At 42.1% G+C, this 26,166-nt stretch carries 26 protein-coding genes and 2 pseudogenes; 6 read left to right on the top strand and 22 right to left on the bottom strand.

The genetic code is table 11. The features are described from left to right. Positions 1 to 183: pseudogene (locus F897_RS17500) on the top strand (IS30 family transposase); the annotation flags it as partial. 735 nt (positions 184 to 918) lie between these two features. Here the strand turns inward: F897_RS17500 and F897_RS10185 are convergent. After that, complete coding sequence (locus F897_RS10185) at positions 919 to 1,404, bottom strand: nucleoside deaminase (protein ID WP_005235608.1); 486 nt, start codon at positions 1,402 to 1,404, stop codon at positions 919 to 921. A gap of 123 nt (positions 1,405 to 1,527) precedes the next feature. Then, a complete protein-coding gene (locus tag F897_RS10180; protein ID WP_005235606.1) occupies positions 1,528 to 2,583 on the bottom strand; it encodes an aromatic ring-hydroxylating oxygenase subunit alpha in 1,056 nt (351 codons plus the stop codon). A 281-nt stretch (positions 2,584 to 2,864) separates the two neighbouring features. On the opposite strand from F897_RS10180, the gene F897_RS10175 reads away from it, so the two are divergent. Both F897_RS10175 and F897_RS10170 read left to right on the top strand, forming a co-directional pair. Then, complete coding sequence (locus tag F897_RS10175) at positions 2,865 to 3,806, top strand: LysR family transcriptional regulator (protein WP_005235603.1); 942 nt, start codon at positions 2,865 to 2,867, stop codon at positions 3,804 to 3,806. Between the two features lie 39 nt (positions 3,807 to 3,845). Further along, positions 3,846 to 5,188: pseudogene (locus F897_RS10170) on the top strand (8-oxoguanine deaminase). An 84-nt stretch (positions 5,189 to 5,272) separates the two neighbouring features. Here the strand turns inward: F897_RS10170 and hpxO are convergent. Continuing rightward, positions 5,273 to 6,430: an FAD-dependent urate hydroxylase HpxO gene (gene hpxO / locus F897_RS10165; protein ID WP_005235598.1), complete on the bottom strand. Its 1,158-nt coding sequence runs from the start codon at positions 6,428 to 6,430 to the stop codon at positions 5,273 to 5,275. Positions 6,431 to 6,643: 213 nt separating this feature from the next. Here hpxO and alc point away from each other — a divergent pair, with 213 nt between their 5' ends. Then, the gene (gene alc / locus F897_RS10160) at positions 6,644 to 7,648 is read left to right on the top strand and encodes an allantoicase (protein ID WP_005235596.1); all 1,005 of its coding nucleotides are present in this window, start codon (positions 6,644 to 6,646) and stop codon (positions 7,646 to 7,648) included. Between the two features lie 12 nt (positions 7,649 to 7,660). Beyond that, positions 7,661 to 8,158, top strand: a complete 498-nt coding sequence (locus F897_RS10155) for an ureidoglycolate lyase (RefSeq protein ID WP_005235594.1) — start codon at positions 7,661 to 7,663, stop codon at positions 8,156 to 8,158. A 57-nt stretch (positions 8,159 to 8,215) separates the two neighbouring features. Here the strand turns inward: F897_RS10155 and F897_RS10150 are convergent, their stop codons facing one another. The 14 genes from F897_RS10150 to ureE form a co-directional block, all read right to left on the bottom strand. Beyond that, the gene (locus F897_RS10150) at positions 8,216 to 8,929 is read right to left on the bottom strand and encodes an outer membrane protein OmpK (protein WP_005235592.1); all 714 of its coding nucleotides are present in this window, start codon (positions 8,927 to 8,929) and stop codon (positions 8,216 to 8,218) included. 121 nt (positions 8,930 to 9,050) lie between these two features. Next, the gene (locus F897_RS10145) at positions 9,051 to 10,406 is read right to left on the bottom strand and encodes a nucleobase:cation symporter-2 family protein (protein WP_005235591.1); all 1,356 of its coding nucleotides are present in this window, start codon (positions 10,404 to 10,406) and stop codon (positions 9,051 to 9,053) included. A 34-nt stretch (positions 10,407 to 10,440) separates the two neighbouring features. Further along, positions 10,441 to 10,761 carry a hydroxyisourate hydrolase gene (gene uraH / locus F897_RS10140; protein WP_005235589.1) on the bottom strand — a complete coding sequence of 107 codons (321 nt, stop codon included), beginning with the start codon at positions 10,759 to 10,761 and terminating at the stop codon, positions 10,441 to 10,443. After that, the gene (gene uraD, locus F897_RS10135; RefSeq protein ID WP_005235578.1) at positions 10,758 to 11,261 is read right to left on the bottom strand and encodes a 2-oxo-4-hydroxy-4-carboxy-5-ureidoimidazoline decarboxylase; all 504 of its coding nucleotides are present in this window, start codon (positions 11,259 to 11,261) and stop codon (positions 10,758 to 10,760) included. The genes uraH and uraD overlap by 4 nt, the downstream gene beginning before the upstream one ends. Positions 11,262 to 11,402: 141 nt before the next feature. Further along, the gene (gene puuE / locus F897_RS10130) at positions 11,403 to 12,368 is read right to left on the bottom strand and encodes an allantoinase PuuE (RefSeq protein ID WP_005235577.1); all 966 of its coding nucleotides are present in this window, start codon (positions 12,366 to 12,368) and stop codon (positions 11,403 to 11,405) included. Positions 12,369 to 12,446: 78 nt separating this feature from the next. Beyond that, entirely contained in the window at positions 12,447 to 13,568 is a 1,122-nt protein-coding gene (locus F897_RS17945) for a hypothetical protein (protein WP_005235576.1), read from the bottom strand. Between the two features lie 52 nt (positions 13,569 to 13,620). Further along, the gene (gene ureC / locus F897_RS10120; RefSeq protein ID WP_005235573.1) at positions 13,621 to 15,321 is read right to left on the bottom strand and encodes an urease subunit alpha; all 1,701 of its coding nucleotides are present in this window, start codon (positions 15,319 to 15,321) and stop codon (positions 13,621 to 13,623) included. A 33-nt stretch (positions 15,322 to 15,354) separates the two neighbouring features. Continuing rightward, a complete protein-coding gene (locus F897_RS10115; protein WP_005235571.1) occupies positions 15,355 to 15,666 on the bottom strand; it encodes an urease subunit beta in 312 nt (103 codons plus the stop codon). Between the two features lie 9 nt (positions 15,667 to 15,675). Continuing rightward, positions 15,676 to 15,978 (bottom strand): urease subunit gamma, encoded by a 303-nt coding sequence (ureA, locus tag F897_RS10110; RefSeq protein WP_004785859.1) that lies wholly within the window; start codon positions 15,976 to 15,978, stop codon positions 15,676 to 15,678. A 162-nt stretch (positions 15,979 to 16,140) separates the two neighbouring features. Next, positions 16,141 to 17,016 (bottom strand): urease accessory protein UreD, encoded by an 876-nt coding sequence (locus F897_RS10105; protein WP_005235569.1) that lies wholly within the window; start codon positions 17,014 to 17,016, stop codon positions 16,141 to 16,143. A gap of 43 nt (positions 17,017 to 17,059) precedes the next feature. After that, positions 17,060 to 17,626 (bottom strand): HupE/UreJ family protein, encoded by a 567-nt coding sequence (locus F897_RS10100; protein ID WP_005235567.1) that lies wholly within the window; start codon positions 17,624 to 17,626, stop codon positions 17,060 to 17,062. Positions 17,627 to 17,639: 13 nt separating this feature from the next. Continuing rightward, the gene (ureG, locus tag F897_RS10095) at positions 17,640 to 18,254 is read right to left on the bottom strand and encodes an urease accessory protein UreG (RefSeq protein WP_004785864.1); all 615 of its coding nucleotides are present in this window, start codon (positions 18,252 to 18,254) and stop codon (positions 17,640 to 17,642) included. 81 nt (positions 18,255 to 18,335) lie between these two features. Continuing rightward, positions 18,336 to 19,001: an urease accessory protein UreF gene (locus F897_RS10090; RefSeq protein WP_005235565.1), complete on the bottom strand. Its 666-nt coding sequence runs from the start codon at positions 18,999 to 19,001 to the stop codon at positions 18,336 to 18,338. Continuing rightward, a complete protein-coding gene (ureE, locus tag F897_RS10085; RefSeq protein WP_005235563.1) occupies positions 18,988 to 19,470 on the bottom strand; it encodes an urease accessory protein UreE in 483 nt (160 codons plus the stop codon). Before ureE ends, F897_RS10090 begins: the two co-directional genes overlap by 14 nt. Before the next feature lie 249 nt (positions 19,471 to 19,719). On the opposite strand from ureE, the gene F897_RS10080 reads away from it, so the two are divergent. Continuing rightward, positions 19,720 to 20,424: a phospholipase D family protein gene (locus F897_RS10080; protein WP_004785869.1), complete on the top strand. Its 705-nt coding sequence runs from the start codon at positions 19,720 to 19,722 to the stop codon at positions 20,422 to 20,424. A gap of 61 nt (positions 20,425 to 20,485) precedes the next feature. Here the strand turns inward: F897_RS10080 and urtE are convergent, their stop codons facing one another. The 5 genes from urtE to urtA all read right to left on the bottom strand — a co-directional run bounded on the left by urtE (position 20,486) and on the right by urtA (position 26,107). Next, complete coding sequence (gene urtE, locus F897_RS10075; RefSeq protein ID WP_005235561.1) at positions 20,486 to 21,184, bottom strand: urea ABC transporter ATP-binding subunit UrtE; 699 nt, start codon at positions 21,182 to 21,184, stop codon at positions 20,486 to 20,488. A gap of 11 nt (positions 21,185 to 21,195) precedes the next feature. Beyond that, complete coding sequence (gene urtD, locus F897_RS10070) at positions 21,196 to 22,014, bottom strand: urea ABC transporter ATP-binding protein UrtD (protein WP_005235559.1); 819 nt, start codon at positions 22,012 to 22,014, stop codon at positions 21,196 to 21,198. Then, positions 22,011 to 23,084, bottom strand: a complete 1,074-nt coding sequence (urtC, locus tag F897_RS10065; RefSeq protein ID WP_005235557.1) for an urea ABC transporter permease subunit UrtC — start codon at positions 23,082 to 23,084, stop codon at positions 22,011 to 22,013. The genes urtD and urtC overlap by 4 nt, the downstream gene beginning before the upstream one ends. 4 nt (positions 23,085 to 23,088) lie before the next feature. After that, the gene (gene urtB, locus F897_RS10060) at positions 23,089 to 24,726 is read right to left on the bottom strand and encodes an urea ABC transporter permease subunit UrtB (RefSeq protein WP_005235555.1); all 1,638 of its coding nucleotides are present in this window, start codon (positions 24,724 to 24,726) and stop codon (positions 23,089 to 23,091) included. Positions 24,727 to 24,820: 94 nt separating this feature from the next. After that, positions 24,821 to 26,107 (bottom strand): urea ABC transporter substrate-binding protein, encoded by a 1,287-nt coding sequence (urtA, locus tag F897_RS10055; protein WP_005235553.1) that lies wholly within the window; start codon positions 26,105 to 26,107, stop codon positions 24,821 to 24,823. Between the last annotated feature and the right edge of the window lie 59 nt (positions 26,108 to 26,166).

Raw genomic sequence — 26,166 nt, 5'->3', positions numbered from 1 at the left:
ATTAGGCAATATTTACCTAAAGGGATTGATTTAAATCAGGCAGATCAGCATTATTTAAATCAAGTTGCCATGTCACTGAATACTCGTCCTAGAAAGGCGTTAGATTGGCTTACACCATTAGAGAAATTTGCTCAGCTTGTTGATTATCATATGGCTTTTGAAACTGTCGCACCTCATGTTTGAATTCGCCCAGCTTTATCGACTGCAAAGCTCTGACTACTGATCCCCAAACCCATAATTGCAGCCGCAATTACAGGCAGTGAAAATTTTTTCATTATCTTTTTATGTTTGGACATATTCAGCATAAATTGCCTCCGTGAATGCCATTTGAGTTTTATAAATAGCGGCTTTAAAAGATCTGAATCGAAATCAAAAATTTTACTGATTGCTATATTTCTATTAATTAGCAACTTCTATTCCAATTCAGTTCAAAAAATAGAACAGGCGGATTGCAAGACACTTATAATTTTTAGAATGATCTGTTCTTTTATTTATTTTTATTAATTACAGAGGTTTAGAGAAAATTATTGGTATAAAAAAGTTTAATAGTTAAGAAATTAAGCCGAAAAATATAGATATCAATCTAAGTCAATGAGCAAAGTTGCTAGAAAACCAGACTCAGCTCAAGATTGAGAAATTAATAAGATTAAATATTCAAGAATTCTTGTAATTTTCTTTTGTTCTGCGCTAGATAAGTGCGTTAGGTCTAAATCGTGTGCGCCAATAAATGGCTTATAGTTAGCAATGTACTGAATGGATAAAAATAGGTTTTTAAAAATAGAAAATTAAGAAAAGTATTTTTTAGAAAATAGAGGCTGGATTGTAGCATTTTAAAGTGAGCCTACAATCCGGAAAATCTGTTTTTATGGTCTTATAAATAAAATGAAGCTGGCTTATAAAAAGAATAATTTCAAAGCTTCATCGAGATGACCAGAAGTCTTTTTGCAATTGAACCGTTTCCTGTTCAAGCTCCGTAATTGGCCCGATCAGCTCAATATTCTTCTGACCATGTGTAAAGACATAAGCAGCTGAAACACTCATGGTCGGATTTTCATTGTGGTTTCCAGTACATTGCAATAATTTTTCTTCGGTCATGGCATAGACCACCCGTCCGATATTGGCCCAATAAATCGTTCCAGAACACATGCAGCAAGGTTCAACTCCCGTATATAAGGTGCATTCAGCTAAATAATCCGGCGTAAAATTGCTTGCTGCGATCCGGGCTAAGGTACTTTCTGCATGGTTGACCGTATCAATATTACATTGGGTTAGTAAAACCGTTTCATGATCAGGCGCGACCAGGACTGCACCAAAAGGATGATGGTCTAAAGACATTGCCCGCTTGGCAACCTCATTGGATAATCTTAAAAAAGATAGCATTTGCTCATGGCTAGGCTGTGGCATAAATCACTCTAACAATCGAAAATTAAAAGGTCATATGTGCTTATAAAATAGGACTTTGAACAGATGGCATGGAATAAAAAAAGCACCCCAACAGACCAGGGTGCATAAAGGAGGAAATTTAATTTAAACAATATAGCGCTTGCTTAGACCCCATTCCGCCAGAATGCGGCGATAAGTTGTCGAAGACCGGTCAGCTTCAAAATGTGCTTCCATCGTAATATCCAAAGGTAATTCTTCTGGTTTTTGGCTTTCGACCATGTCCTGATCTTCAGCAAAAATCTGTGCGTTAAAGTCATAAACCGCTTGCAGATCACCAGTCGTATCAAAATTACGGGTCAATGGCACAAATAAACGGGTTTTATTGTGAGATACCGGACAGCAGGCATTCAGAATTTTCAGGATGCCATTTTCCGGAAAATGCACTGTTAAAATCGCTGAAAATGGTGGATAGACATCAAACACACGTTTCCACAAGAATCCTTCTGGGGCCAGATGCTGCAGGCCATGCGGATAATTGCTGACATCGCTGACATATTCCGTATGCAAGCCATAAGGGGTGCGTACAGTTGAATACTTTTGCACGATCGGGTTATCACGAGAAGCAAACGATTCATGATGCACCCAGGCAAAATGCGCCACATCAATAAAGCCTTCCAGCTGCCGGCCACTTGAACCACCGATATCAACAAATGGCGGTAAGATCGATTGGTGCTCTTCGCTCTCCCAGGTATCCAGATCAGGGAAATTAGCTTCTGCCTCATCCCGGCTAAACAGGCTGGTCCAGACCAGACCGTATTTCAAGACTACTGGAAACTTGGTTAAGGTAAAACGATCCGAAATGTTAGTCAGTTCTGGTTGAGCCGGTATTTTGGTGCATTTTCCTTGAGTGTTGTAATGCAGACCGTGATAAGGACAAATGATTTCTTCACCCTTTACCCAGCCTTTGGTTAATGGCACCCCACGATGCGGACAGATATCACGAACCAGATGAATGCTGCCACTCTCAGTTTGATATAGGGCCATCTTCACATCCAGAAGTTGTACCTGCTGTGGCGTAATACTCACATCCTGAATACGGGCAACTGGATACCAATGCTGAGCCAGGATATTCCAGTCTGATGGGTCAAAGCCGCTACAGTGCGGTTGACTGAATAAATTAAGCACCGGGATCGCATTCATAGTTCACTCACAAATATTTATTGCATTACAACGGCTTAAATTTTTATCTCATTAAGCTGCCTTGTTGTTCTTTAATAAAATTAGCCAAATGCCTGTTCTACTGTCTATTAGAATGTTTCGTAGCCCGTGTTCCAAAAAATAGAACACAAAACTTTTACTGTTCCATTTCTTTGAAAATTGGCACAGAAATCGCTTATCCACTTGCATAGAACCAGAATCACTTAGTTTCTAGCTGAAAATTATGTGATTAAAACGATGTGCAGGTGGATTGACGTGATTTTATGAATATTACTTTTTCAAGATTTTCAGAATATTTTATTGCCGTAGCCAAAACAGGCAGCCTCAGAAAAGCAGCTGATCAGCTTTATATTTCCGTCTCCGCGATTCATCGTCAGATCGCTCTGGCAGAAGAAGAATTTGGCATCGTGCTTTTTGAACGGTTGCCGAGTGGCCTGAAGCTGACATTAGCGGGTGAATTGCTCTATGCCGACCTACTCAAATGGCAAAAAGAATTCCAACAGACCTGTGTACGTTTTGATGAAATTCAGGGTTTATCGCGCGGCAGCATTGAACTCGGACTCATTGCGGCACTCAGTGACGGTTTCGTTTTAGATTCCCTGCAATACATGTATGAAAACTATCCCTGGATCAATTTCAATATCCAGATTCAGGAAAGTGATACCGTCTCTAAAATGATTATGGATGCTGAAGTTGATTTTGGCATTCTGCTCAATCCTAAAAGTCATAATCAGCTCGAAGTCATGTCTTTTGTGGAAATCCCGGTTGGATTTGTGATGGCTAAATCTCATCCTTTGGCTCAGGCAGAAAAAATCTATTTTTCCGACACTTTAAACTTTAAGCATCTCATTCCCTGTGCTCCTTTAATCATTCATGACTATGTTTATAGCCTGTATAAACATCATCAATTTATGCCGCAGCAAAAGCTGGAGTGTAATGACATTCGCATGATTACTTCTCTGGCAGAGCGCAACTTAGGGATTGGAGTATTGTCCTACATTGATGCCTTACCTTATTTAGAACGTGATGAACTGGTATTTAAACCGATTATTGAAAAAGGGATGCATCCGCTGACCCTTGCTCTTTGTGTGGCACCGAAACGGCAAATTTCCCGAATCTCACAAATTATGATGAACCATCTGATCGACCAGATGGAAGATTTAAAAATCAAATTACAACAGCTCAATGCCTCATGTGCTGCCTGATTCATGTGCAGTACAAATAAAACTTATTGGAAATAAGATATGACAACCTTATGGATTAAAAATCCTCTTGCTGTATTTACCGCAAATGATCTGGATGCCCGTGGTGGCTTGGTCATCCGCGATGGCAAAATTATTGAACTGGTGGCTTTGGGACAAACCCCAGCATCGCCTTATGACCAGTTCTTTGATGCCCAGAATTTGGTGATTACACCGGGACTGATTAATAGCCATCATCATTTTTATCAGACCTTGACCCGTGCTTGGGCTCCCGTGGTCAATGCGCCGCTATTTCCATGGCTAAAAACCTTATATCCGGTCTGGGCCAAATTGAATACTGAACAGCATTATCTAGCCACTCAAATTGCATTGTCTGAATTACTGCTTTCCGGTTGTACCTTTACCATTATCTGTTTCCACAGCAGCTGTCCGATGCCATTGATGTTCAGGTTGAAGCATCAGAACAATTAGGGATTCGGGTCATGCTGACCCGAGGTTCCATGAGTCTGGGTGAAGATTCTGGTGGCTTGCCACCACAGCATACCATACAGGATATGGATACCATTCTGCTGGACTCAGAACGGTTGGTGCAGAAATATCACCAGCGTAGTGCTGATGCGATGGTCAATATTGCGCTTGCACCATGTTCACCATTTTCAGTCACCCAAGAAATTATGCGAGAAAGTGCGGCACTGGCAGAAAAACTGGATGTACGTCTGCATACCCATCTGGCCGAAACACTGGATGAAGAAGAATTTTGTCTGTTTAAATTTGGCATGCGCACCGTCGATTATCTGGAAAGTGTAGGCTGGCTTAATTCCAGAACCTGGCTGGCGCATGGCATTCATTTTGATGCCGATGAGATCCAACGCTTAGGGCGGGCTCAAGTCGGTATCTGTCATTGTCCGCATTCCAATATGCGTCTGGCTTCAGGGATTTGTCCAACCATGGATCTACTGGAAGCAGGTGCAGTCATTGGTCTGGGTGTGGATGGCTCTGCTTCAGGTGATGCGTCTAACCTGATTCTGGAAGCTCGGCAGGCGATGTATTTACAGCGTTTAAAATATGGTGCAGAAGTGATTACGCCTGAACGTGCTTTAACATGGGCCACACAAGGCTCGGCACAGTTATTGGGACGTGAAAAGCATCTAGGACAAATCGCAGCAGATTTTCAGGCAGATTTAGCTTTTTATAGTTTGAATGATGTGCGTTTTTCAGGGATTCATGATCCGATTGCGGGCTTGTTACTGTGCGGTGCAGACCGAGCCGAGCATGTCATGGTGAATGGACAATGGGTGGTTAAAGACCGGGAAATTCTGAATCTGGATCTTGAAGCGGTTCAGGCTGCACATCGTCAGGCAGCGAAAGCTTTACTTGCGGCCTAAAAAATCTATTAGCGAATTCCTGTTATTTAAATATAAAAAGCCCTTCGATATGAAGGACTTTTTGCCAAGAGATTAAACGCAGAATTAATCTAAAGGATTGCCAATAATATTGCTGATAATCCCTTTCATGATATGCGGTCCCTGCTCTTTACGCAGTTCTTCATACCATTCTTTGGTCACGGCTTCATCTTTCATATGTGTCACATCACAGCGTTTACGTGCACGCAAGACCAGCTCATTGGCACGCTCATTGCGTTTGTTCTGATAGCGTTTCAAGGCATCTTCCAGACCCAGCGTATTAATCTGTAAAGAACGAGCCAGATAGATTGCATCTTCCATGGCCTGGCAACCACCCTGACCAATATCCGGTGTGGTGCTATGTGCGGCATCACCAACAATTACAACACGACCTTTATAGAACTGGGCAAACGGTTCAATATCATGAATTTCAACCCGATTGGTTTTCTGTTCATCCAGCGCGTCAATCAGATGCTGAACCGGCGCACACCAACCTTCAAAATACTGTTTCAATAAGGTTTTATATTCTGCCCGATTATTCTCTAAACCGACCGGCAACGGTACATCAAAGAAGAAATAGAATTTTCCGTCTGCCACAGGCATCAGCGAAACGCGCTTACCTTGTCCGACAAATGTGGTCCATTGATCTGCCGGAGTAAGCTTTTCTGAAATTTCTACCAGACCATTCCAGTTGACATAACCGGCATAGCGACGAGAAACCTGTTCGCCCAGTACATAGGCACGGGTAATGGAATGGGTTCCATCTGCACCAATCAGTAGGTCTGTTTTAATTTCTGTTCCATCCGAAAATTTAACCAGAACACCGTCTTTCTGTTCTTGCAGCTCAACCATCTTCTTGCCCAGCTGAATATCTTCACGGCCAAACTCGTCCATCAACATGTTCTGTAAATCTGCACGTGCCACCGGATATGGACGTTGTCCCACTTCTTCAATTAACGGCAATAAACTAAACTGGGTCATGGTGTCGCCCGTCAAGCCATCAATATAGGCCAGCTGATCCATCTGACCACCGAGCTTGGCCACCTGCTCAGTTAAGCCCAGATAATTCAAACATTTTACCCCATTTGACCAAAGTGAGATTGCCGCGCCCACCGGTAAAATCTTTTCTGCCTGTTCATAGATGGTGACTTTATGCCCAAACTTTTTTAGTGCAATTCCTGTGGTCAATCCCCCCATCCCTGCACCAATAATTGTAATCTCCATCTATATGCTCCTCTCAAAATTGTGTTTCTTCCTCCCTGTGTAGCTAAAAGCGTGCCATTTCGAAAATAATGCACTGATTTTTCTCAAAAGTTGGCACAAGCCGTGCATTCATCTATTCATTAAAAACCTGTTTTTATAAGGTCTTTCAGCAGAATTACAGACTTTTATAAAAAATTAGATTCACGTTAAACATAATTTGAATGGAACATAGTTATGGCAACATTATTTGCACCCATTTTCGAGATCCCTGCGCATATCCAGCAGCTTACCAACCTGGCTGATAACCGGATTGGTGCAGAAATTCTTGAATGTTCAGATGATTTTTTTGCTGAAGCAAAACGAATGTTGCAATTTGATGCACCAATTTTTGTTGAAGATAAATTTGATGATCATGGTAAATGGATGGACGGCTGGGAAACCCGCCGCAAGCGTCATGCCGGCTATGACTGGGCCATTGTCAAACTAGGTGTGGCTGGGGCCATTAAAGCACTAGATATTGATACCACGTTCTTTACCGGTAACTACCCGGCTTCTGCTGCAGTTGAAGCCTGCTATGCACCAAATGGTGACTTAAGCACTGCAACCTGGCACTCAATTTTACCAAACAGTATATTAGGTCCAAGCCAGCATCATATTTTCAATGTTGCTTCAGACGAAGTCTTTACGCATGTACGTCTAAATATTTTCCCTGACGGGGGTGTAGCTCGCTTTAAAGTCTATGGTGAAGTAAAAATTCAGGTTCAGGACAGCAATCAGGTGATTGATCTGATCGCTCTGGAAAATGGCGGTCGTGTCATTGCCTATAGTGATGCACACTTTGGTCATCCACGTAATCTGATTAATCCGGGGCGTGGCATCAATATGGGTGATGGCTGGGAAACCAAGCGCCGTCGTGCACCCGGTTTTGACTGGTGTATCTTGGCTCTGGGTCAAAGTGGCCAGATTGAAAAAATTGAGATTGATACTGCGCATTTTAAAGGCAACTTCCCTGCACAAGTTTCTATTCAAGCGATTTATATTGAAGATGCGACTGATCAGCAGTTAATTCCGCAAAGTATGTTCTGGCCATTCCTGCTTGAAGCACAAGATATGCAGATGGATCATATTCATAGCTTTGTTGAAGAAATCTTAAAACAGGAAAAGATTTCCCATATTCGGGTGAACATGATTCCGGATGGTGGCATTAGCCGGATTCGACTGTGGGGAAAAGTTGCCTGAGTAATTATATCTATGAGCATACAAAGCATAAAAATACAGCCCTTAACTGCTGAAAGTTTCTTGCCTTATGGCGAGGTCATTGCTTGTGAAGGCAATGATTTCTTCCATATTAATGATCAGCAGACTGAGCGTTATCATGCTCTGGCGGTTGCTGAAACAGATGCAAAAGTTGGTCTAAGTATTTTTAGAAATATTCAGACTACAGCCATTCCCTTTGCAATCGAAATGCTGGAACGTCATCCTGTCGGTTCACAAGCATTTATCCCGATGCAGGGCCAGAAATTTTTAATTGTGGTTGCACCTAATCTGGATCATGAAAAACCTGATCTCAGTCAAATTCAGGCTTTTATCAGTAATGGTACACAAAGTGTAAATTACCGTGCCAGTACCTGGCATCATCCTTTGCTGACCTTTGAAGCTCCAAGTGATTTCGTGGTAATCGATCGCATCGGTACTGGTCCAAACTGTGATGTTTATACTTTTCCTGAAAAGATTTTTATCGAAAATTAAGCCCATTAAAAAAAGCCCTTATCAATAAGGGCTTTTTAAATTTCTTATTTGTTGTATTTAGAAATGATATTTCACTAAAGCACTCACGTTATTTTCATCTGCATCCGGAATACCGTATTTGTTATTCCAAACTGAATGCTCAATACCGAGATATAAATTGGTATCAGGAGAAATGTGCTTGCCGACATTCCATTTCCACTGGGTTGTCCAGTTCATCTCGCTCGCATGATCATCTTCAGCAGTTGACCAGTCCAGAAAGCCATCTACAAGAAATTCTTCAGTACCCAATTTAAATGGCACACCATAGGTCAAGGTGAGCTGATAGTCGTCTTCCATATTTTCGTTATTTACACGATAAAGATTCACGCTGGCATAATTGAATTTTGGAATAGCCAGGTCGAAACCTACGCCGTACAGGAAGTTATCAAAACCTTCACCACCTTCCCAAGTCGTTGCTACCAGAACATCTTTCACTGGACCAAATGCCAGCTTTTGACCTGAAACTTCACCCAGACTTAAACGTGGTGAAAATTCAAAATAGCTTGATTTAATATCGTCAGAACCACGCATACGGTCAATGAAAAAGAAGACATCTGCATATTTAACTTTTGCAGCGTATTCAACAGTTAGGGTTGCCTGTTTTTCATCTACAACTTCATAGTTTTCCCCATAAAGCCCAGTAACGCTAAAATCCTGCCAGACTGGTTTTGCCTGTGCAGATGCTGCACCCCATGCAAGTAATGTTGCAGCAGCAACTTGAGTAAATTTCATAAATAAGGTTCCCCAATGGAATTAAAAATCTCATTCTGGATTAAGCAAGAACAAAGCCAACTTTTTTAATTTTTGATAAAAAAGCCCATGACTGGCATGGGCATATGGAGGAAATCATACTTTAATGCAGCGTTTCTGCAATCTTTTCCGGAACCTCTGTTTTCGACTTGAACATTTGCAGATGATTAAACAGAATGTTTAAAAGGATCGCCATTAAACAGGTTGAACTGATGCCAGAATGAAATAGGGTTTGAAACCATTTTGGAAAATTAGCATAGAAAGAATAGTCAATAATCGGGATCATGCCGGCTGCAATTGAAGTTGCAACAATAATCAAATTCTTTTGCTCGTTATAATCAATTTTTGCCAGAGTTCGGATGCCGCTTGCAGCCACTGTACCAAATAGCACCAATCCTGCACCACCAAGTACCGGAACCGGAATTGCGGCGATTAGTCGGCCCATAATTGGAAGTAATCCCAAAACCACTAAAATCATACCGCCAGCAGCGACCACAAAACGGCTTTTAATCCCGGTAATGGCTACCAGCCCGACGTTCTGTGCAAAAGCACTTTGCATGAATGAACCAAAAATCGGTGCAACTGCACTTGAGAACATATCTGCACGCAGACCATTGGAAATACGTTCTGAATCTACTTTGGTTCCAACAATTTCACCCACAGCAATAATATCAGCTGTTGTTTCAGTCATAATCACCAGCGTCACGATCAGCATGGAAATGATTGCACTGAGTTCAAAAGTTGGCATGCCGAAAGCAAAGAAACTCGGAAATTGTATCCATGCACCATTGCCGACTTTACTAAAATCGCCAAAACCAAACAGATAAGCCAGCATTGAACCCAATACGATCGCCAATAAAATAGACAGGCGACGAATCGAGGCATTTCTACTCAAGTTTAGACAGATCACAATGGCCAAGGTCATCACGGCCAAACTGATATTTTCTACACTTCCCCATTCAGGTGCATTTTTATTGCCCCCCATCATCCAGCGAACGGCTACGGGTAAAAGTGATAAACCGATAATCGTGATCACACAGCCGGTCACGACTGGCGGGAAAAAACGGATAATTCTAGAAAAATAAGGCGCAAGGAAGAAACCAATTAATGAAGCTATGATAACTGCACCATAAACAGCTGATAAGCCGCCACCTGTAGTTACAATCGCCACCATCGTCGCCACACCCGCAAAGGAAACCCCTTGTACCAGTGGCAATTTAGCCCCGATATATTTCACTCCAATGGTTTGTAAAATCGTAGCCAGACCGCCAACAAACAATGCAGCCGCAATCAATAAACCGATTTGTGTAGCTTCCAAACCTGCGGCAGTACCCACAATGAGTGGTGGTGCGATAATACCACCGTACATGGTCAATACATGTTGCAAGCCATAGGCTGCACTTTTGCCTGCGCCCAGATATTCATGTTCTGGTGAAATGTTTGTGCTTTGTTCTGTCATTCTTTTTCTCTCCCTGAAAGCTTGAATAAAAAAATCAGCTTCCGCGATATGTGGAGTACGCGAATGGGCTGATCAGTAAAGGAATATGAAAGTGCTGAGAGGCATCTTTCACCTGAAAATGAATGACTGCTTTAGGAAAGAAAGTTTCTAGACCTAAGCCTTCAAAATAATCAGAAGTAGCAAATTCAAGACTGTATTTACCTTCCTCAAATTCGGTTAAACCAAAATCTGTGACTCGACCATCTGCATTGGTAAATGCTTTTCCGAGTAATTCACCTTCTTCATCAAAGAGTTTGATTAAAACATGTGCTGCAGGTTTGCCGAGATGCGTATCTAAGATATGAGTGCTGATCATGCTTGCAGCTCCTGTGACAGTCTTAATAAAGCGATTTCCGCCAGTTGCGTATGAACAATACCTTTTTCAGTTTCCGGATCATTAGCTAAACGATCTTTCAAGGCATTCAGCACTTCTTGGCTATTTAGACCAGCCGCTTTAATCAGGAAGATATAACCGTATTTTTGTTCATAGGCGATATTGCCTTCTAGCAAAGCTTGCTGAGTTGCTTCGTCCTGAGTTATCGCAGCCTGTTCACGATTGGAAAAGTTTTTTTCAACTTCGCTTAATTCAGCCTGTGCCTTTTTTTCGCCAATACGTGGATGATTATCCAAAGCTGCTTTGATTTCGTCCCAGGTCCAAGTTGCAGCCTGTTGTCTGGCTATATTCAATACATCTTCAACAGCTGCATAAGGACGCTTTGCTTCAATCTGGGTCGACCAGCTCGGTATTTGCACACAGTGCTTTAAAAAGGTAATGGCCTCTTCTGGAGATGCCTGATTAAATTCAACGAGTTGCACTATTAAATCGCCTGATGATATTCATTTTTTGTTCAGTACAAGTTTTGCAATATCAGTGCCAAATCTTCTTAATCTTGTGTTTTTATATGATCTATAAAGCAAAAAAGAGAACTCAAGGTTCTCTTTTTTAATATATTTTTCTCATTTTGGTGCGTGATATTTATACCAATGTGCTGCTATATCGCCCCGTCGGCAAATCCAGACTTTTTCATAACCTTGAATATAATCGAGGAACTTTTGTAGGGCTTTAAAGCGTCCCGGCCGCCCTAAAATACGACAATGCATCCCGATCGATAGCATTTTTGGTTCAGTTTCACCTTCAGCATAGAGTACATCAAAGGCATCTTTTAAATATTGATAGAATTGTTCCCCGCTATTAAAGCCGCCCGGTGAACTAAATTTCATATCATTGCTTTCTAAAGTATAGGGGATGATCAAATGAGGGCGTGTTTCACCTGCCTGATTGGTCAATGTGCTCCAAAATGGCAAGTCATCTCCGTAGTTGTCGCAGTCGTATTGAATCTGAGGAAATTCAGCCAGTAATTGACGGGTATTTGGACTATCCCGACCGGTATACCAGCCAATCGGTGCTTTGCCGAACAGGGTTTCTAGTACGCTAATCGCCTGATCCATATACTGGCGTTCAAGTTCAATTGGCATGTCCTGATAATGCACCCAGCGCTGGCCATGTGAAACTACATCATAATTGGCTTCTTTAATCGCTTCGACTATATAAGGATTACGGATTAAAGCCATACCAACCCCGAATATGGTCATCGGCAGATTAAGCTTTTTAAACTCGTTATGAATACGCCAGAAACCTGCACGTGAGCCATATTCATACATAGAATCCATCGACATGTGTTTGTCTGGAAAGCTGGCTGCGCCAATAATGTCAGATAGAAACTGTTCTGAACCGGCATCACCGTGTTCTACGTGGTTTTCACCACCTTCTTCATAATTCAGTACAAACTGAACTGCGACACGGGCCTGATTGGGCCATTCTACTTTAGGTACATCACCATGATAGCCAATCAAGTCACGTGAATAAGGCTGGTTTCGAATTTGATCTATGAGTTCTTGTCCGCGTAGATAGGTACTGGTCACGTTTAATCCCTGATGTGTTATATCAAACAGTAAAATTGAATAAGCGTGACAAGCAATTTATGCGCCAAAAAGGATCATTTAATTTCTTCTAAATTCACCTATTAGTTTTGCCAACTGTTCCATACCATCAAATGTAGTTGGAATCTTATCGTCAGATGAGACAAGTGGAGAAAAAATAATATTCTCAAATTTTTCAAAACCTACTGAATTTTTCTTATGTAATGTCTCTGAATCCTCAGCATAATTATGAATAAACTGGCATAACGCCATACGGAGTTCAAGTTGCATCATTTGAGATTGAATAGCACGTTTATCCTGAAGAGAGATTTTTAGTAAATATAAAGTTATTAAAATCAGAGTAATAAATGGAATTGAAACTAACCACATATTAGAAGGTATTTTTCCATCAAAATAGAAGAAAGCTGCAACCAGGGCTACAAACTCAGCAAAAGGGATTGTGAACATTGCTGTTGCAACGAATCCGTATGTATTTTTTGCTGCTTTTAATTCATCCTTTTTTTGTTCGTAAAGCTGCTGAAATCCTTTATTTAAACCTAAAAAGTCATATGTTAATTTAGTTTCTGCTAATTTTTGCTCCAATTGAAAAACTGTATTTTTCTTAATTTCAAATGACTTTTCCCATTTTTCTAACAACTCACTTGCTTGTTTTAAATTGCTATTTAATTCAGTTAAATTTTTAATTTTACTTGAATGAAATAACTCTTTAAAAATTTGAAATGGTAACTCTCTTTCCGCAAATTTTACATATCTACCGAATTTGGGATGTTTTAAATATTTTTCACTTACAAAGGTGCTAACGCTAGATACTTCTATGGATATAGAACCATTTACTCCGCCTAAGATAAATGTAAGCTCAGAAAAATAAATATTGATGAGATTCAAACTCAGTTCAAATAGATAAAGGAGATCGCTATCTTGCTTAGTGTCTTTATAAACCTTAAGCGCTTTACCAATTTCTGATACGAAATTTGATACTGGTTGTTTTCTACTATATTCAATTATTTTATCGAATTCACTAAGATCAGTATTTATATTTAATACCTGCGCAGCAGACAAAAAGTGGATAGCTATATTTACAATTTCATTAGAATTATTTTCAGTTTCTATTATCTTCTTTGCAATTAATTCGACCTGTTCAAAGGTGGACTTAAATTCCTGACTTTCGAATTTAAAAGTCATCTTCACCCTCATGATATAGTAGTAAAGATGACATCTTGATCTATTTATTCATTTAAAACAAGAAATAACGTTGAGCCATTGGCAGCACTTCCGCAGGTTCACAGATCAGATGCACACCATCTGCACGAACTTCATAAGTTTCTGGGTGCACTTCCATCACAGGGCAATAACTATTATGTTTCATATCCTGTTTAGTTACCTGGCGCGTCGCCTTACATGGTGAAATCAACTTTTTCAGACCTAATTTTTCATGTACGCCATTCTCAATTGCAACTTTCGACAAGAACGTAATACAGGTGTTATGTACACCACGCGGATAAGCCCCAAACATCGGACGGTAATGCACAGGCTGTGGCGTTGGAATAGACGCATTAATATCACCCATCGGCGCTGCTGCAATCATCCCGCCCTTAATAATCATGGATGGTTTGACTCCAAAGAATGCAGGTTTCCACAATACCAGATCAGCCAATTTACCTTCTTCAACAGAGCCAATTTCGTGGCTCAAACCATGAGTAATGGCCGGATTAATCGTATATTTGGCGATATAACGTTTGACCCGGTTATTGTCCTTATAGGCTGTATCACCTTCCAAAGGCCCACGTTGCACTTTCATTTTATGCGCCGTTTGCCAAGTCCGTAAAATTACTTCACCCACACGACCCATCGCCTGAGAGTCTGATGACATCATGGCAATCGCACCCATATCCTGCAATATATCTTCTGCAGCAATGGTTTCGCGTCGGATACGGCTTTCTGCAAAGGCCACATCTTCTGCAATCGCTGGATCTAAATGGTGACAGACCATCAACATGTCTAAATGTTCATCGATGGTATTGACGGTATATGGACGAGTTGGATTGGTTGAAGATGGTAATACATTCGGTTGACCAATGGCTTTTAAAATGTCCGGAGCATGTCCGCCACCTGCACCTTCGGTATGGTAAGTATGAATGGTTCGATTTTTAAAAGCTGCTAAAGTTTCTTCCAGAAAGCCACTTTCGTTTAGTGTGTCAGTATGAATCGCGACCTGCACATCGTACTGGTCGGCCACAGTCAGACAGTTATCAATCGCTGCTGGTGTCGAGCCCCAATCTTCATGCAATTTTAAACCCACTACACCAGCTTTAATTTGTTCTGCAATTGGCTCTGGCTGGCTCAAGTTACCTTTACCCAATAAACCAATATTCATCGGTAAATCATCAATCGCTTGCAACATAGTGGCAATATGCCAAGGTCCTGGAGTTACAGTGGTCGCAGAAGTTCCAGCTGCCGGACCCGTACCGCCACCGACCATCGTGGTTGTGCCAGACATCAGTGCCGTTTCAACTTGCTGCGGGCAGATCCAGTGAATATGGGTATCAATTCCGCCAGCTGTTAATAGTTGTCCTTCACCAGCAATGACTTCAGTTGCAGCACCCAATGGAATGGTAATATTTGGCTGGATATCCGGGTTACCGGCTTTACCGATTTTCCAGATTCGGCCATTTTTTAAGCCCACATCGGCCTTTACAATACCCCACCAGTCAACAATCAGTGCATTTGTAATGACAGTGTCAGCTACTTCGGATGACAAAAGTTGTGATTGACCCATACCATCACGAATGACCTTGCCGCCACCAAATTTAACTTCTTCACCATAAGTGGTGAAATCCTGTTCGACTTCAATGAATAATTCAGTATCAGCTAGACGAACACGATCTCCTACAGTCGGTCCAAACATTTCGGCATAAGCACGACGTGACATTTTCATGATTTATAAACCTTTATAATTCTGCTGCAATTTTTATGAATCGAGCTTGCCCATGATTCGCCCGGCGAAACCGTAAACCTCGCGTTTACCTGCTAATGCAACCAATTCCACATCGCGTTTTTGCCCAGGTTCAAAACGAATCGCCGTTCCCGCTGCAATATTTAAGCGAAAGCCTTTGGCTAGTTCACGATCAAACTGCAAGGCATCATTCGCTTCGGCAAAATGGAAATGTGATCCGACCTGAATCGGTCGATCACCAATATTAGCAACAGTTACCTTCAAAACTTCCCGACCGACATTCATTTCAATATCGCTCTCAGGCGTAAAAATTTCTCCTGGAATCATGTACTGCTCCTATACGATCGGTTGATGGACAGTGACTAGCTTTGATCCATCTGGAAAGGTTGCTTCAACCTGCACTTCTGCAATCATTTCCGGAATGCCTTCCATGACATCATCACGTGTCAGTAAAGTCGTACCGTAATGCATCAACTCACTGACCGTCATGCCATCACGCGCACCTTCAAGCAATGCCGCAGAAATATAGGCAATGGCTTCAGGATAATTCAGCTTCAAACCTCGGGCTTTACGACGCTCTGCCACCAGACCCGCAGTAAAAATCAGCAGTTTATCTTTTTCTGTAGGATTGAGTTCCATAACTGGTTCCTCATTGATATATATGTATTTCTAAGCAAAATATGTGCAAGATTCGATATTTGGTGTTCTCTCTCCCTTTGGGAGGGAGTTAGAGGGAGGGTTTTAATAAATGTTTAATCACCTCTCCCTAACCCTCTCCTATAAGGAGAGGAAATTAAAGGATTACGTCCGCCAAATCCTCGGAAATGCTTCATCCAGATCAAACCAGTAACGTCTTAATCGAGCGCGAATTGCAGCAAAACCATCATGGCATTGACGGACATCATCTCCCAGAAAACGCGCGCTTATTACATCACCGAGCAAAGTCAAGGTAATCTGTACATCCATCCGCATAATCAGTTCACGAATTAAATCAAGATGCTGTTCCAGATAAAAACTCGCGCGATATTTTTCAGGCGGTACAGCCCAGAAGCTGCCCATCACCGCATGTCTATTCATACCTAGACACGAACTGAGCCAGCGGTCATTGCCTTTAAAATTCAAGGTATCTGCAACCAGCAATTTGTCTTTACGCCAAAGCTGAAATCGGTTTCGATACGCACCCTGTGCAAACTGCTCATCTCGTGCCTGACGACCGATCACCAGCATATCCCAACCAATAAAACTGGCTGCCGCATCCAAATGGACGATTGTTTCGGAACTGGCATTAGCCCCATCAAATAGCATAGTTTCTTGAGGTAGCCATTCAAAAATCGCATTGTCATTTAAACGGATATGAATGTGCTGAAAAGCCTGCTTGCCATTGGTTCTGTACCACTTACCCGCACCCGGTGTAGTCACCAAGGCATGGGCATTCGCATCCACCTGCATATCAAAAGTGAGATGATCTCCACCGGCGATCCCTGCTGGCGGATGCACGATAATGGCATGGCAAATCCCATTGGCTTCTGGCCATAACATTTTCTGGATGCGTACCGGTCCATGATGCTTGCGATGTTGCAAAATGGTTCGCGCAGTCTGTTGCTGCGCCTGAAATCCCATTTCCAGACGTGCATACCATAAGTTCTGCTGTGTGCTTTTTTCTGCCAGTTCGTGCATCAACAAATCAACTCAATTTCATCTGCGAATAATTAACGAAGCATTAAGCCAGGCCAATGACAGCAACAACTGCAGCTAGACCACCAACGATCTGCTTGCCATAAGGCACATATTTTTTTACGAATGCACCCAGAGCCAAGCCTGCACCATAAATCAAAGCCATTGCTGAAACCATGCCAACAATTAATAGGGATACATGTCCGCCTTGTCCCAATTCACTTCCATGCGCCACGCCGTGGAAGCTGGCCAATAAGATTGCAGCGACAGGCAAAACCTTATTCGATTTAGTCCACAGCGCAACAGCTAAAATGACCAGTGAAGCGATGATGCCTGACTCAGCCAGTGAAGTTGAAAGCAGACCCTTGCTACCGAGCACAAAGCCTGCAACCATCGCTACTGCCAGACCGATGAGACCCGTGATTTTCCAGCGCTGATTTGTAGTCCACATCAATACACCAAAAGCAATTGCCATCATCAGGTGATCTAAACCGGTAAAAGGATGGACAAAGCCAGACCAGAATCCATTGTGATGGTCATGTCCCGCGTGAGCCATTGCCAACATAGGTAAAGCAGCAATACCTGCGACCAGTAACTGTTTGAATAGACGCATGATGAATTTCCCCTTAAGACTTAAATAAACCTTGTTTTTCGATAAAGCTGATAATCTCGTTCAAGCCATCTTGTGTTTTCATATTAGAAAATAAAAATGGTTTATCGCCACGCATCCGCTTCGCGTCCTGATCCATCACCTCCAGGCTGGCACCGACCATTGGCGCCAAATCTGTTTTATTGATAATCAGCAAATCCGACTTGGTAATTCCAGGACCACCTTTACGTGGAATTTTCTCGCCACCGGCAACATCGATCACGTATAAAGTGAGATCAGATAATTCCGGGCTAAAGGTTGCCGCAAGGTTATCGCCACCACTTTCAATAATGATCAGCTCCAGCCCATCAAACTTTTCACACAAATCATCAATCGCAGCTAGGTTAATGGACGCATCTTCACGAATCGCAGTATGTGGGCAACCACCTGTTTCTACACCCACGATACGGTCTGGCGACATCGCTTCATGACGGGTTAAAAAGTTCGAGTCTTCTTTGGTGTAGATGTCATTGGTCACCACTGCCATATTGTATTTTTCACGCAGTGCAAGACATAAATTCAGGGTTAAAGCCGTTTTACCTGATCCAACCGGACCACCAATTCCAACGCGTAATGGACTACGTTCTGACATGTTGATTTCCTTTTTTACAATTTCTTGGCACCAGTTTTAATGATGCTTTTCAATCTTTTTACTGCTGCTCTGGTCTGAAGATTACGACCGAAATAAGCGTGAATACTGGGTTTCATGCGACATGCTCAACATGGCATATTGCGGTAATGCGCTGCTGATTTCATAATCGTTCAAAGCTAATGCAGCCTGTACAGCTTCAGGAATTTCCTGATGTAATTGCCAAATAATCCGCTGCCCGCTCATTTGCCCGAGTGGAATGGTTTTTACTGCTGCCAGCACCTGATTTTCCAAAACTGTAAAGCTATAAGCAGTTAAGACATCGGCAAGATCTAAACCCAACTCACCACATAAATGTGCGTACACCGGCACAAACCCTAATTGCTTTTTTACGCTCGGCGGCTGTTTTAAAACATCCCTAATCCATGCATTCAAGGAAAATGCCAACTGCTGTGATTCAGCCAGTAATTCTTTGGATTCTCGGCTCGCGCGGTATAGCTCTGCCCAATACTGAAACTGTTCAGGATTATCAAAAGACTCCACCAGACGCTTGAGTACTGGAAGCTCAAAACGCACCAGCAGCATTTCCAATACTTCCTGAAAATAGCTCACACAAGAGGCTTCATCATGTACCATGCTTTTTTCGATGGCGCTTTCCACCCCTTGCGAATAACAGTACGCTCCAATCGGCAATGCCGTTGAAGATAAAGTCAGCAAGCTGAGCAGTTGAGACGCATTAGTGATGGACATGATGCAAAGCCTTAATTGGGCTTAAACGGTGGTCATGCTGATGCTGTGCATAAGCACCGCTTTCTGGTTCAAATGGGTGCATGACTTCCTGAACTTCAAGGCCTAAACCCTGCACCATTTCAGCCAGTACATGATCCGGTTCAAAGTACAATGCAGTAGGTGTTAACATGAGAGGAACATGACGGTTCCCTAGGTGATAGGCTGCTTTTAATAAGTCAAAGCTATTGTTTGTAGTCACCTGCATCAATTTTTCAGGTTTCGCATCGACCCGAAGAATGTCACCCTGTTCAGTTGCTATAAAAGAACCACTACGCAAGATTCCAGTACGTGGTAAATCTGCACCAATATCGACACCATTTTTTAAAGTTGCACGAAAACGGCTCTTTTGTCGTGTATCGAATGTGAGTTCAAGAGACTCAAAATCACTTTCTGGTGCAATGTTTTCCAAACGTTGCGTATAAATTTTCATAACTACCCTACTGATGCTGATAAATCCTGTATTTGTTCCAAATTGAAACCAAATAATTTTTAGCATTTAAAATTTGCATCAAAATAAAGCAGTTATCGTGCCAACTTGGTTTTTTAAAGATTCTAAAATTGAATGAAAGATAAAATCTCAAATTTTTTTGTTGAGCTAATACGTAAGTTAAATTATTTTCTTGATTCAAAAATTTAAGCTAATATCTCTACAATGATTAAATAAGAATATGAGAAATAAATGGCAAAATTTTTAAACACAAGCGGAACAAATTTCTTTCTAGAAGAACTTATTAAAAATGCCAAAGAGCGTTTAATTTTAATTAGTCCATATTTGCGTCTCAATGATCGTATTAAAGAGCTATTGGAAGACAAAGATCGGCTAAAAATTGATATCCGTATTGTTTACGGTAAAAGTGATCTGCATCCTGATGAAATTAAATGGATGCAAAAACTGGATTATGTGCGTCTAAGTTTTTGTAAAAATCTACATGCAAAATGCTATTTGAATGAATCAGAGTGCATCATTTCAAGCTTGAATCTCTATGAATTTAGCCAAGTGAATAACAATGAAATGGGGATTCTAATCCGCAAGTACGAAGATAATGATGTATTTAAAGAAGCTTATGAAGAAGCACAACGGATTATTCGAATTAGTGATGAAGTCCGTATTACTTTAGATGAGGTAAAAGCAGAGACCATCCCAACTGAAGAGAATAAATCAGAAGAAAATACAGCGTTCACGAAGCTGACCACAGCGAAGCTTGCAGCAAAACTAGGCTTAAAAACAGCAGACACTTTTGAGAAATTGATTGCCAAAGGTTATCTAACACTCAATGAAAATGGAAAGCATTTTTTAACAGATGAAGGTAAATCTGCAGGTGGAGAATTCCGAACTGGACAATATGGCATGTATTTTTTATGGAGTGAGAATACAGAGATTTAATTATATTTATAAATCCCTCCAAACCTCCCTTTGTAAAAGGGAGGCTTTAAAAGCAGTATGACTAAATTGCTACCAGATCCCGAATACCTTTTTCCGGCATTTCACTTCCAATACCTTGAGCAATCACTTGCCCACGTGCCATGACGGTATAACCATCTGCCAGTTCTTCAGCAAAGTCATAGAACTGTTCCACCAGAACAATTGCTATTTCACCGCCATCAGCCAGCTTACGAATTACCCGACCAATATCTTTAATGATAGATGGCTGAATCCCCTCAGTCGGTTCATCCAAAATGAGCACACGCGGTTCAGATGCCAATGCGCGAGCAATCGCCAGTTGTTGTTGCTGGCCACCGGATAAGTCACCGCCGCGTCGATACTTCATTTCTTCTAATACCGGAAAAATCTCATAAAGATGTTCCGGAACTTTACGGGTTTTGGCTCCTTTAAATTTCGCCATGCCAATCAAAATATTTTCTTCTACTGTTAGGGTTGAAAAGATATCTCGTCCTTGTGGCACATAAGCCAAACCTGCCCGTACTCGCTGTTCAGGACTCAGTTTGGCAATATCTTTGCCATCTAAAAGGATCTGACCTGATTTGATGGGCAATATCCCCATCAGACATTTCAGTAATGTCGTTTTACCAACACCGTTACGACCCAAAACCACTGAGCACTCACCGACAGGCGCATTGAAAGACACATCACGTAAAATGTGACTACCGCCATAAAACTGATTTACATCTTTAACTTCTAGCATCAGTCAGCCCCTTAACGTCCAAGATACTTTTCAATGACCTCTTCATTGGCCTGTACTTCTGCCAATGTGCCCTCAGCCAGAATCGCCCCTTGTGCCAGCACCGTTACTTTTTCACTAATGGTATCGATGAAGCTCATATCGTGTTCGATGACCACCAGCGTATGATTCTTTTTCAGTTCCAGACACAGTTCAGCAGTCCGTTCGGTTTCGGCATCGGTCATCCCTGCCACTGGCTCATCCAGTAAAATGAGTTTTGGACGTTGCATCAGCAGCATACCAATTTCCAGCCATTGCTTCTGACCGTGCGATAAAAGCCCTGCAGGTTTGTGAATAAATTCCTGCAAGCGGATTTGCTGTAACGATTCATCCAAGGCATTTTGTGCATCCGGATCGAGCTTGCTGAAAAAGCTTTTTTTAACACGTTTATCTTTAGGTGCAGCCAAGAGCAAATTTTCCATCACGGTGAAATTTTCAAACACCGTTGGTTTCTGGAATTTACGCCCGATGCCAGCTTCTGCAATTTCTTCAGTACTCATTTTCGCCAGATTATAGGTTTGGCCAAAAAATGCAGAACCTTCAGTAGGACGGGTTTTCCCGGTAATGACATCCATCAACGTGGTTTTACCCGCGCCGTTTGGCCCAATGATGCAGCGCAATTCACCTTCTTCGATATACAGCGATAAATCATTTAAGGCACGGAAAGCATCAAACCAGACACTGACTTTTTCCAGATAAAGTGCGATCCCATGGCTAAAATCTGGCCCTTGCTCTTTTGGTCGGCCATAGCCTTCAGAAGCATGGCCGCCATGAGGTTGTAAAATTTCACTCATTCGCTACGCTCCTTTTTAAAACCGTCAAATAATCCAATCACACCTTTAGGCAGGAAGATGGTGACCACAATAAATAATGCCCCCAGAATTAATAACCATGCTTCTGGATACGCCACAGTAAAGTAAGTTTTAACTGCATTAATTAAGCCTGCACCCAGAATCGGCCCAATTAAGGTACCTCGACCACCAGCCGCTACCCAGACTGCCATTTCAATCGAGTTCACCGGATTCATTTCGCTCGGATTAATAATCCCGGCTTGTGGTACATACAGTGCACCAGCGATACCTGCAATCACAGCAGATAATACCCAGGCTGAAAGCTTGTACCATAAGGTGCGGTAACCTAAATATTGCAGACGGTTTTCACTATCACGAATCGCGCCAAGCACACGACCATAAGGTTTATTCATTAAATGGCGTAGACCAACAAAGCACAGCAATAACACCAGAGCCGTGATAAAACATAGGCTGGCACGCATCGGTGCTGATGTGATGTCCATGCCTAAAATGGTTTTGAAACCGGTAAAACCGTTATTCCCGCCAAAGCCTGTTTCATTGCGGAAGAATAAAAGTGCTGCCGCAAAAGTCATCGCCTGAGTAATAATCGAGAAGTAAACGCCTTTGATTTTTGAGCGGAAAGCAAAGAAGCCGAAAATAAAGGCAATTAGTCCTGGTACCAAGACCACAAGTATCATGGCCCACCAGAAATGATTAGTCCCCACCCAAAACCAGGGTAATTCAGTCCAGCTCAGAAAACGCATAAAGTCAGGCAAACCATCACCTGCTGATTGACGCATTAGATACATCCCAAAGGCATAACCACCCAAGGCAAAGTACAGGCCATGACCTAAACTTAAAATACCGGCATAGCCCCAGACCAGATCAAGTGCTAAAGCCACCAACGCCAGGCACATGATCTTGCCGATCAAAGTGACCCAATAAGCAGACAGATGCAGGCTCGAATCCGCTGGTAATAAATGTAACCATGGCAAGGCTAGTAAAATAACAAAACAGATCGCAATTGCGAGTGCGCTATAAGGTTTATCTGAAAGTAATGATGTGATTTTCATAGGCTTACTCCACAAAGCGTCCTTTAATGGCAAACAAACCTTGTGGACGTTTCTGAATAAACAAAATCACAAGAACCAAGAGAATAATTTTTGCCAATACTGCACCCATACCAATTTCCAGTACGGTACCACTGACACCCAGTCCCAAAGCGGCAAGAACTGCACCCCATACCTGACCAACACCACCGACAACAACCACAAGGAAAGCATCGATAATGTAGTTCTGGCCCAAATCTGGCCCAACATTACCCACTTGAGCCAAGGCACAGCCGGCAAGACCGGCAAGACCTGAACCCAGACCAAATGCCATCATGTCAATCCGGCTGGATCGGATACCGACAGCACGAGCCATTTGACGGTTTTGCGTTACGGCACGGACAAATAAACCAAAACGGGTTTTATTCAGTAGATAAACAAGTAGCAGCAAGACAGCTACAGTAAAGACAATAATTGCAATACGGTTATAAGGCAGCATCAGGCTTGGAGTAATCGAGATCCCGCCTGAAAGCCATGAAATGTTAGAAACTTCGACATTTTGTGCCCCAAAGATCATCCGCACCACTTGCATCAGGATCAGGCTCACCCCAAAGGTTGCCAATAAGGTTTCCAGTTGACGGCCATATAAAGGACGAATCACGGTACGTTCGATCAGCATGCCAATCGCTGCACTGACAATAAATGCCGCAGGAATCGCTGCGATCAGATACCAATCTACCAAACCACTAAAATGCGATTTAAAGAAACTTTGCACTACATAAGTGGTATACGCCCCGATCATGATCAGCTCGCCATGCGCCATATTAATGACACCAAGCAAGCCATATGTAATGGCTAATCCTAAAGCCGCAAGCAATAAAATACTGGCAGTACTTAAACCGGAAAATACATGTCCAGCCCATTCACTGGCCTGAATTCGGGTTTTGATACTACTTCTGGCATCGACCAGCGCAGCTTTTAAATCAGGATGCAGATTTGGCTGAGCCAGTTCATTTTGAACCAGTGCAAGAACGTCTGGTCTGTTGGAATCTTTTAAAACTTTTGCCGCTTCTATTTTGGTCAGGACATTTTCAGATTGATAATCCAGACGTGCTTTTAACTGGGCAAAACGTGATTTAACCGTATTGTTTTTTTCATTTAAATACATCTGATTGATGGCTTTAGCATCAAGTTCGGACAAGTTATTTTCCAGAATATCAATCGCCTCAAGTCGCTGAGAGGCTTCTTCTGAATTTAATTTCTTTTTTGCTAAACCAAAGGTCAGTGCTTTATTTAAGGTATTTACCAGCGTAATTTGCGATAAATCAGATGGCCAGGTTTCCACGGTTTTTCCGTCAGGATAGCTAACCAGTTTGTCTTCTGCTTCCAGAATATAAGTATTGCCTGAACTGTCAGTATAAAGCTGATCTTTTTCAACAAACTCTGCCAGCTGATCAAGTTGTTCAACACTGGCAGGCCACTGGTTTAATAAAGCACGACGAGTGGCAAAGTCCCCACGAACAAACTGCTGAATAGCATCAAGTGACTGTTGAGATGATTGCGATACGGTTGTTTCGCTAGATTGAGTTTCCGCATGCACCATATTGAGACACAAACACTGACTCAAAATTAAAAAAATGGCCGCGAGATTTAGGCGAGTGGACATGAGTGCCCTCCCTATTTATATATTTAACGCTGTCCCGTCCGGGAGATGAAAAACCAGAAAGGCCTACTGCCGGAGCAGCAGGCTTTGGAGGAAATTATTTAGGAATGTATGGGCTCCATGGCTCAGCAGCGATGGTTTTCGGTGTCTTATAAACCACATCAAACTGACCATCACCACGAATCTGACCAATCATCACCGGCTTATGTAAATGATGGTTATTAGCATCCATTTGTAACTGATAGCCAGATGGTGCATCAAAAGTCTGACCTGCCATTGCTTCACGAACTTTATCCACCTCAGTAGAACCGGCTTTTTCTACCGCCTGTTTCCACATATTGATACCCACATAAGTCGCTTCCATCGGGTCATTGGTCACAAACTTGTCTGCATTAGGCAATTTGTATTCCACAGCATACTGTTTCATCTTGCCGCTGAATTCGGTATTTTTCGGATTTTTCACGGACATGAAGTAGTTCCATGCCGCTAAATGACCAACCAATGGTTTTGTATCAATACCACGAAGCTCTTCTTCACCTACAGAGAATGCCATAACTGGAATATCAGAAGCTTTAATGCCCTGGTTACCCAATTCACGATAGAACGGTACGTTTGAATCGCCGTTGATGGTTGAGATCACCGCAGTCTTTTTGCCTGCAGCAAATTTTTTCACATTGCCGACAATGGTTTGATAATTACTATGACCAAATGGTGTGTACTCTTCCATGATGTCAGCATCAGCGACGCCTTTAGATTTCAGGAAAGCACGGAGAATTTTGTTAGTCGTACGTGGGTAAACATAGTCTGTACCTAATAAGACAAAGCGTTCTGCTTTACCGCCTTCTTCACTCATCAAATATTCAACAGCCGGAATCGCTTGCTGGTTAGGTGCAGCACCGGTATAGAAAATATTTTTAGACTGTTCCTGACCTTCGTATTGGACTGGATAAAACAATAAGCCATTTAACTCTTCAACCACTGGCAATACCGATTTACGTGATACCGAAGTCCAGCAACCAAAGATGACCGCAACTTTATCCTGAGTGATGAGCTGACGTGCTTTTTCAGCAAATAGTGGCCAATCAGATGCTGGATCAACGATAACCGGTTCAAGCTTTTTACCTAAGACACCCCCATTGGCATTGATTTCATTGATCGCCATCAACGCTGTGTCTTTTAATGAAGTTTCAGAAATGGCCATCGTGCCAGATAAAGAATGCAAAATACCAACTTTAATCGTTTCCCCATTAGTTGCAGCTGCTTTCGGCTCAGAGGTAGCGGCTGTTTTATCTTCAGGCGACTTTGAACAACCTGTTAAAGTCAGTATTCCCAACATTGCAGCAACAATTAAATTTTTAGAAAACTTTTTTTGTTCGACTTTCATGTACTTCTCTCCAACCTTAGTTAGGCTTTTTTAGAAAATTTGAGAGAAGCTATTCAAAT

Origin of the sequence: Acinetobacter variabilis (assembly GCF_000369625.1) — a bacterium.
In the GTDB taxonomy this organism is placed as follows: domain Bacteria; phylum Pseudomonadota; class Gammaproteobacteria; order Pseudomonadales; family Moraxellaceae; genus Acinetobacter; species Acinetobacter variabilis.
This window is presented reverse-complemented; position numbering and strand designations above follow the sequence as displayed.

Bases quoted from the DNA above. Each gene is read 5' to 3' on its own strand.
- F897_RS10185 (WP_005235608.1), bottom strand. From the start codon at position 1,404: ATGCCACAGCCTAGCCATGAGCAAATGCTATCTTTTTTAAGATTATCC.
- F897_RS10180 (WP_005235606.1), bottom strand. From the start codon at position 2,583: ATGAATGCGATCCCGGTGCTTAATTTATTCAGTCAACCGCACTGTAGC.
- F897_RS10175 (WP_005235603.1), top strand. From the start codon at position 2,865: ATGAATATTACTTTTTCAAGATTTTCAGAATATTTTATTGCCGTAGCC.
- hpxO (WP_005235598.1), bottom strand. From the start codon at position 6,430: ATGGAGATTACAATTATTGGTGCAGGGATGGGGGGATTGACCACAGGA.
- alc (WP_005235596.1), top strand. From the start codon at position 6,644: ATGGCAACATTATTTGCACCCATTTTCGAGATCCCTGCGCATATCCAG.
- F897_RS10155 (WP_005235594.1), top strand. From the start codon at position 7,661: ATGAGCATACAAAGCATAAAAATACAGCCCTTAACTGCTGAAAGTTTC.
- F897_RS10150 (WP_005235592.1), bottom strand. From the start codon at position 8,929: ATGAAATTTACTCAAGTTGCTGCTGCAACATTACTTGCATGGGGTGCA.
- F897_RS10145 (WP_005235591.1), bottom strand. From the start codon at position 10,406: ATGACAGAACAAAGCACAAACATTTCACCAGAACATGAATATCTGGGC.
- uraH (WP_005235589.1), bottom strand. From the start codon at position 10,761: ATGATCAGCACTCATATCTTAGATACGCATCTCGGCAAACCTGCAGCA.
- F897_RS17945 (WP_005235576.1), bottom strand. From the start codon at position 13,568: ATGACTTTTAAATTCGAAAGTCAGGAATTTAAGTCCACCTTTGAACAG.
- ureC (WP_005235573.1), bottom strand. From the start codon at position 15,321: ATGAAAATGTCACGTCGTGCTTATGCCGAAATGTTTGGACCGACTGTA.
- F897_RS10115 (WP_005235571.1), bottom strand. From the start codon at position 15,666: ATGATTCCAGGAGAAATTTTTACGCCTGAGAGCGATATTGAAATGAAT.
- ureA (WP_004785859.1), bottom strand. From the start codon at position 15,978: ATGGAACTCAATCCTACAGAAAAAGATAAACTGCTGATTTTTACTGCG.
- F897_RS10105 (WP_005235569.1), bottom strand. From the start codon at position 17,016: ATGCACGAACTGGCAGAAAAAAGCACACAGCAGAACTTATGGTATGCA.
- F897_RS10100 (WP_005235567.1), bottom strand. From the start codon at position 17,626: ATGCGTCTATTCAAACAGTTACTGGTCGCAGGTATTGCTGCTTTACCT.
- ureG (WP_004785864.1), bottom strand. From the start codon at position 18,254: ATGTCAGAACGTAGTCCATTACGCGTTGGAATTGGTGGTCCGGTTGGA.
- F897_RS10090 (WP_005235565.1), bottom strand. From the start codon at position 19,001: ATGTCCATCACTAATGCGTCTCAACTGCTCAGCTTGCTGACTTTATCT.
- ureE (WP_005235563.1), bottom strand. From the start codon at position 19,470: ATGAAAATTTATACGCAACGTTTGGAAAACATTGCACCAGAAAGTGAT.
- F897_RS10080 (WP_004785869.1), top strand. From the start codon at position 19,720: ATGGCAAAATTTTTAAACACAAGCGGAACAAATTTCTTTCTAGAAGAA.
- urtE (WP_005235561.1), bottom strand. From the start codon at position 21,184: ATGCTAGAAGTTAAAGATGTAAATCAGTTTTATGGCGGTAGTCACATT.
- urtD (WP_005235559.1), bottom strand. From the start codon at position 22,014: ATGAGTGAAATTTTACAACCTCATGGCGGCCATGCTTCTGAAGGCTAT.
- urtC (WP_005235557.1), bottom strand. From the start codon at position 23,084: ATGAAAATCACATCATTACTTTCAGATAAACCTTATAGCGCACTCGCA.
- urtB (WP_005235555.1), bottom strand. From the start codon at position 24,726: ATGTCCACTCGCCTAAATCTCGCGGCCATTTTTTTAATTTTGAGTCAG.
- urtA (WP_005235553.1), bottom strand. From the start codon at position 26,107: ATGAAAGTCGAACAAAAAAAGTTTTCTAAAAATTTAATTGTTGCTGCA.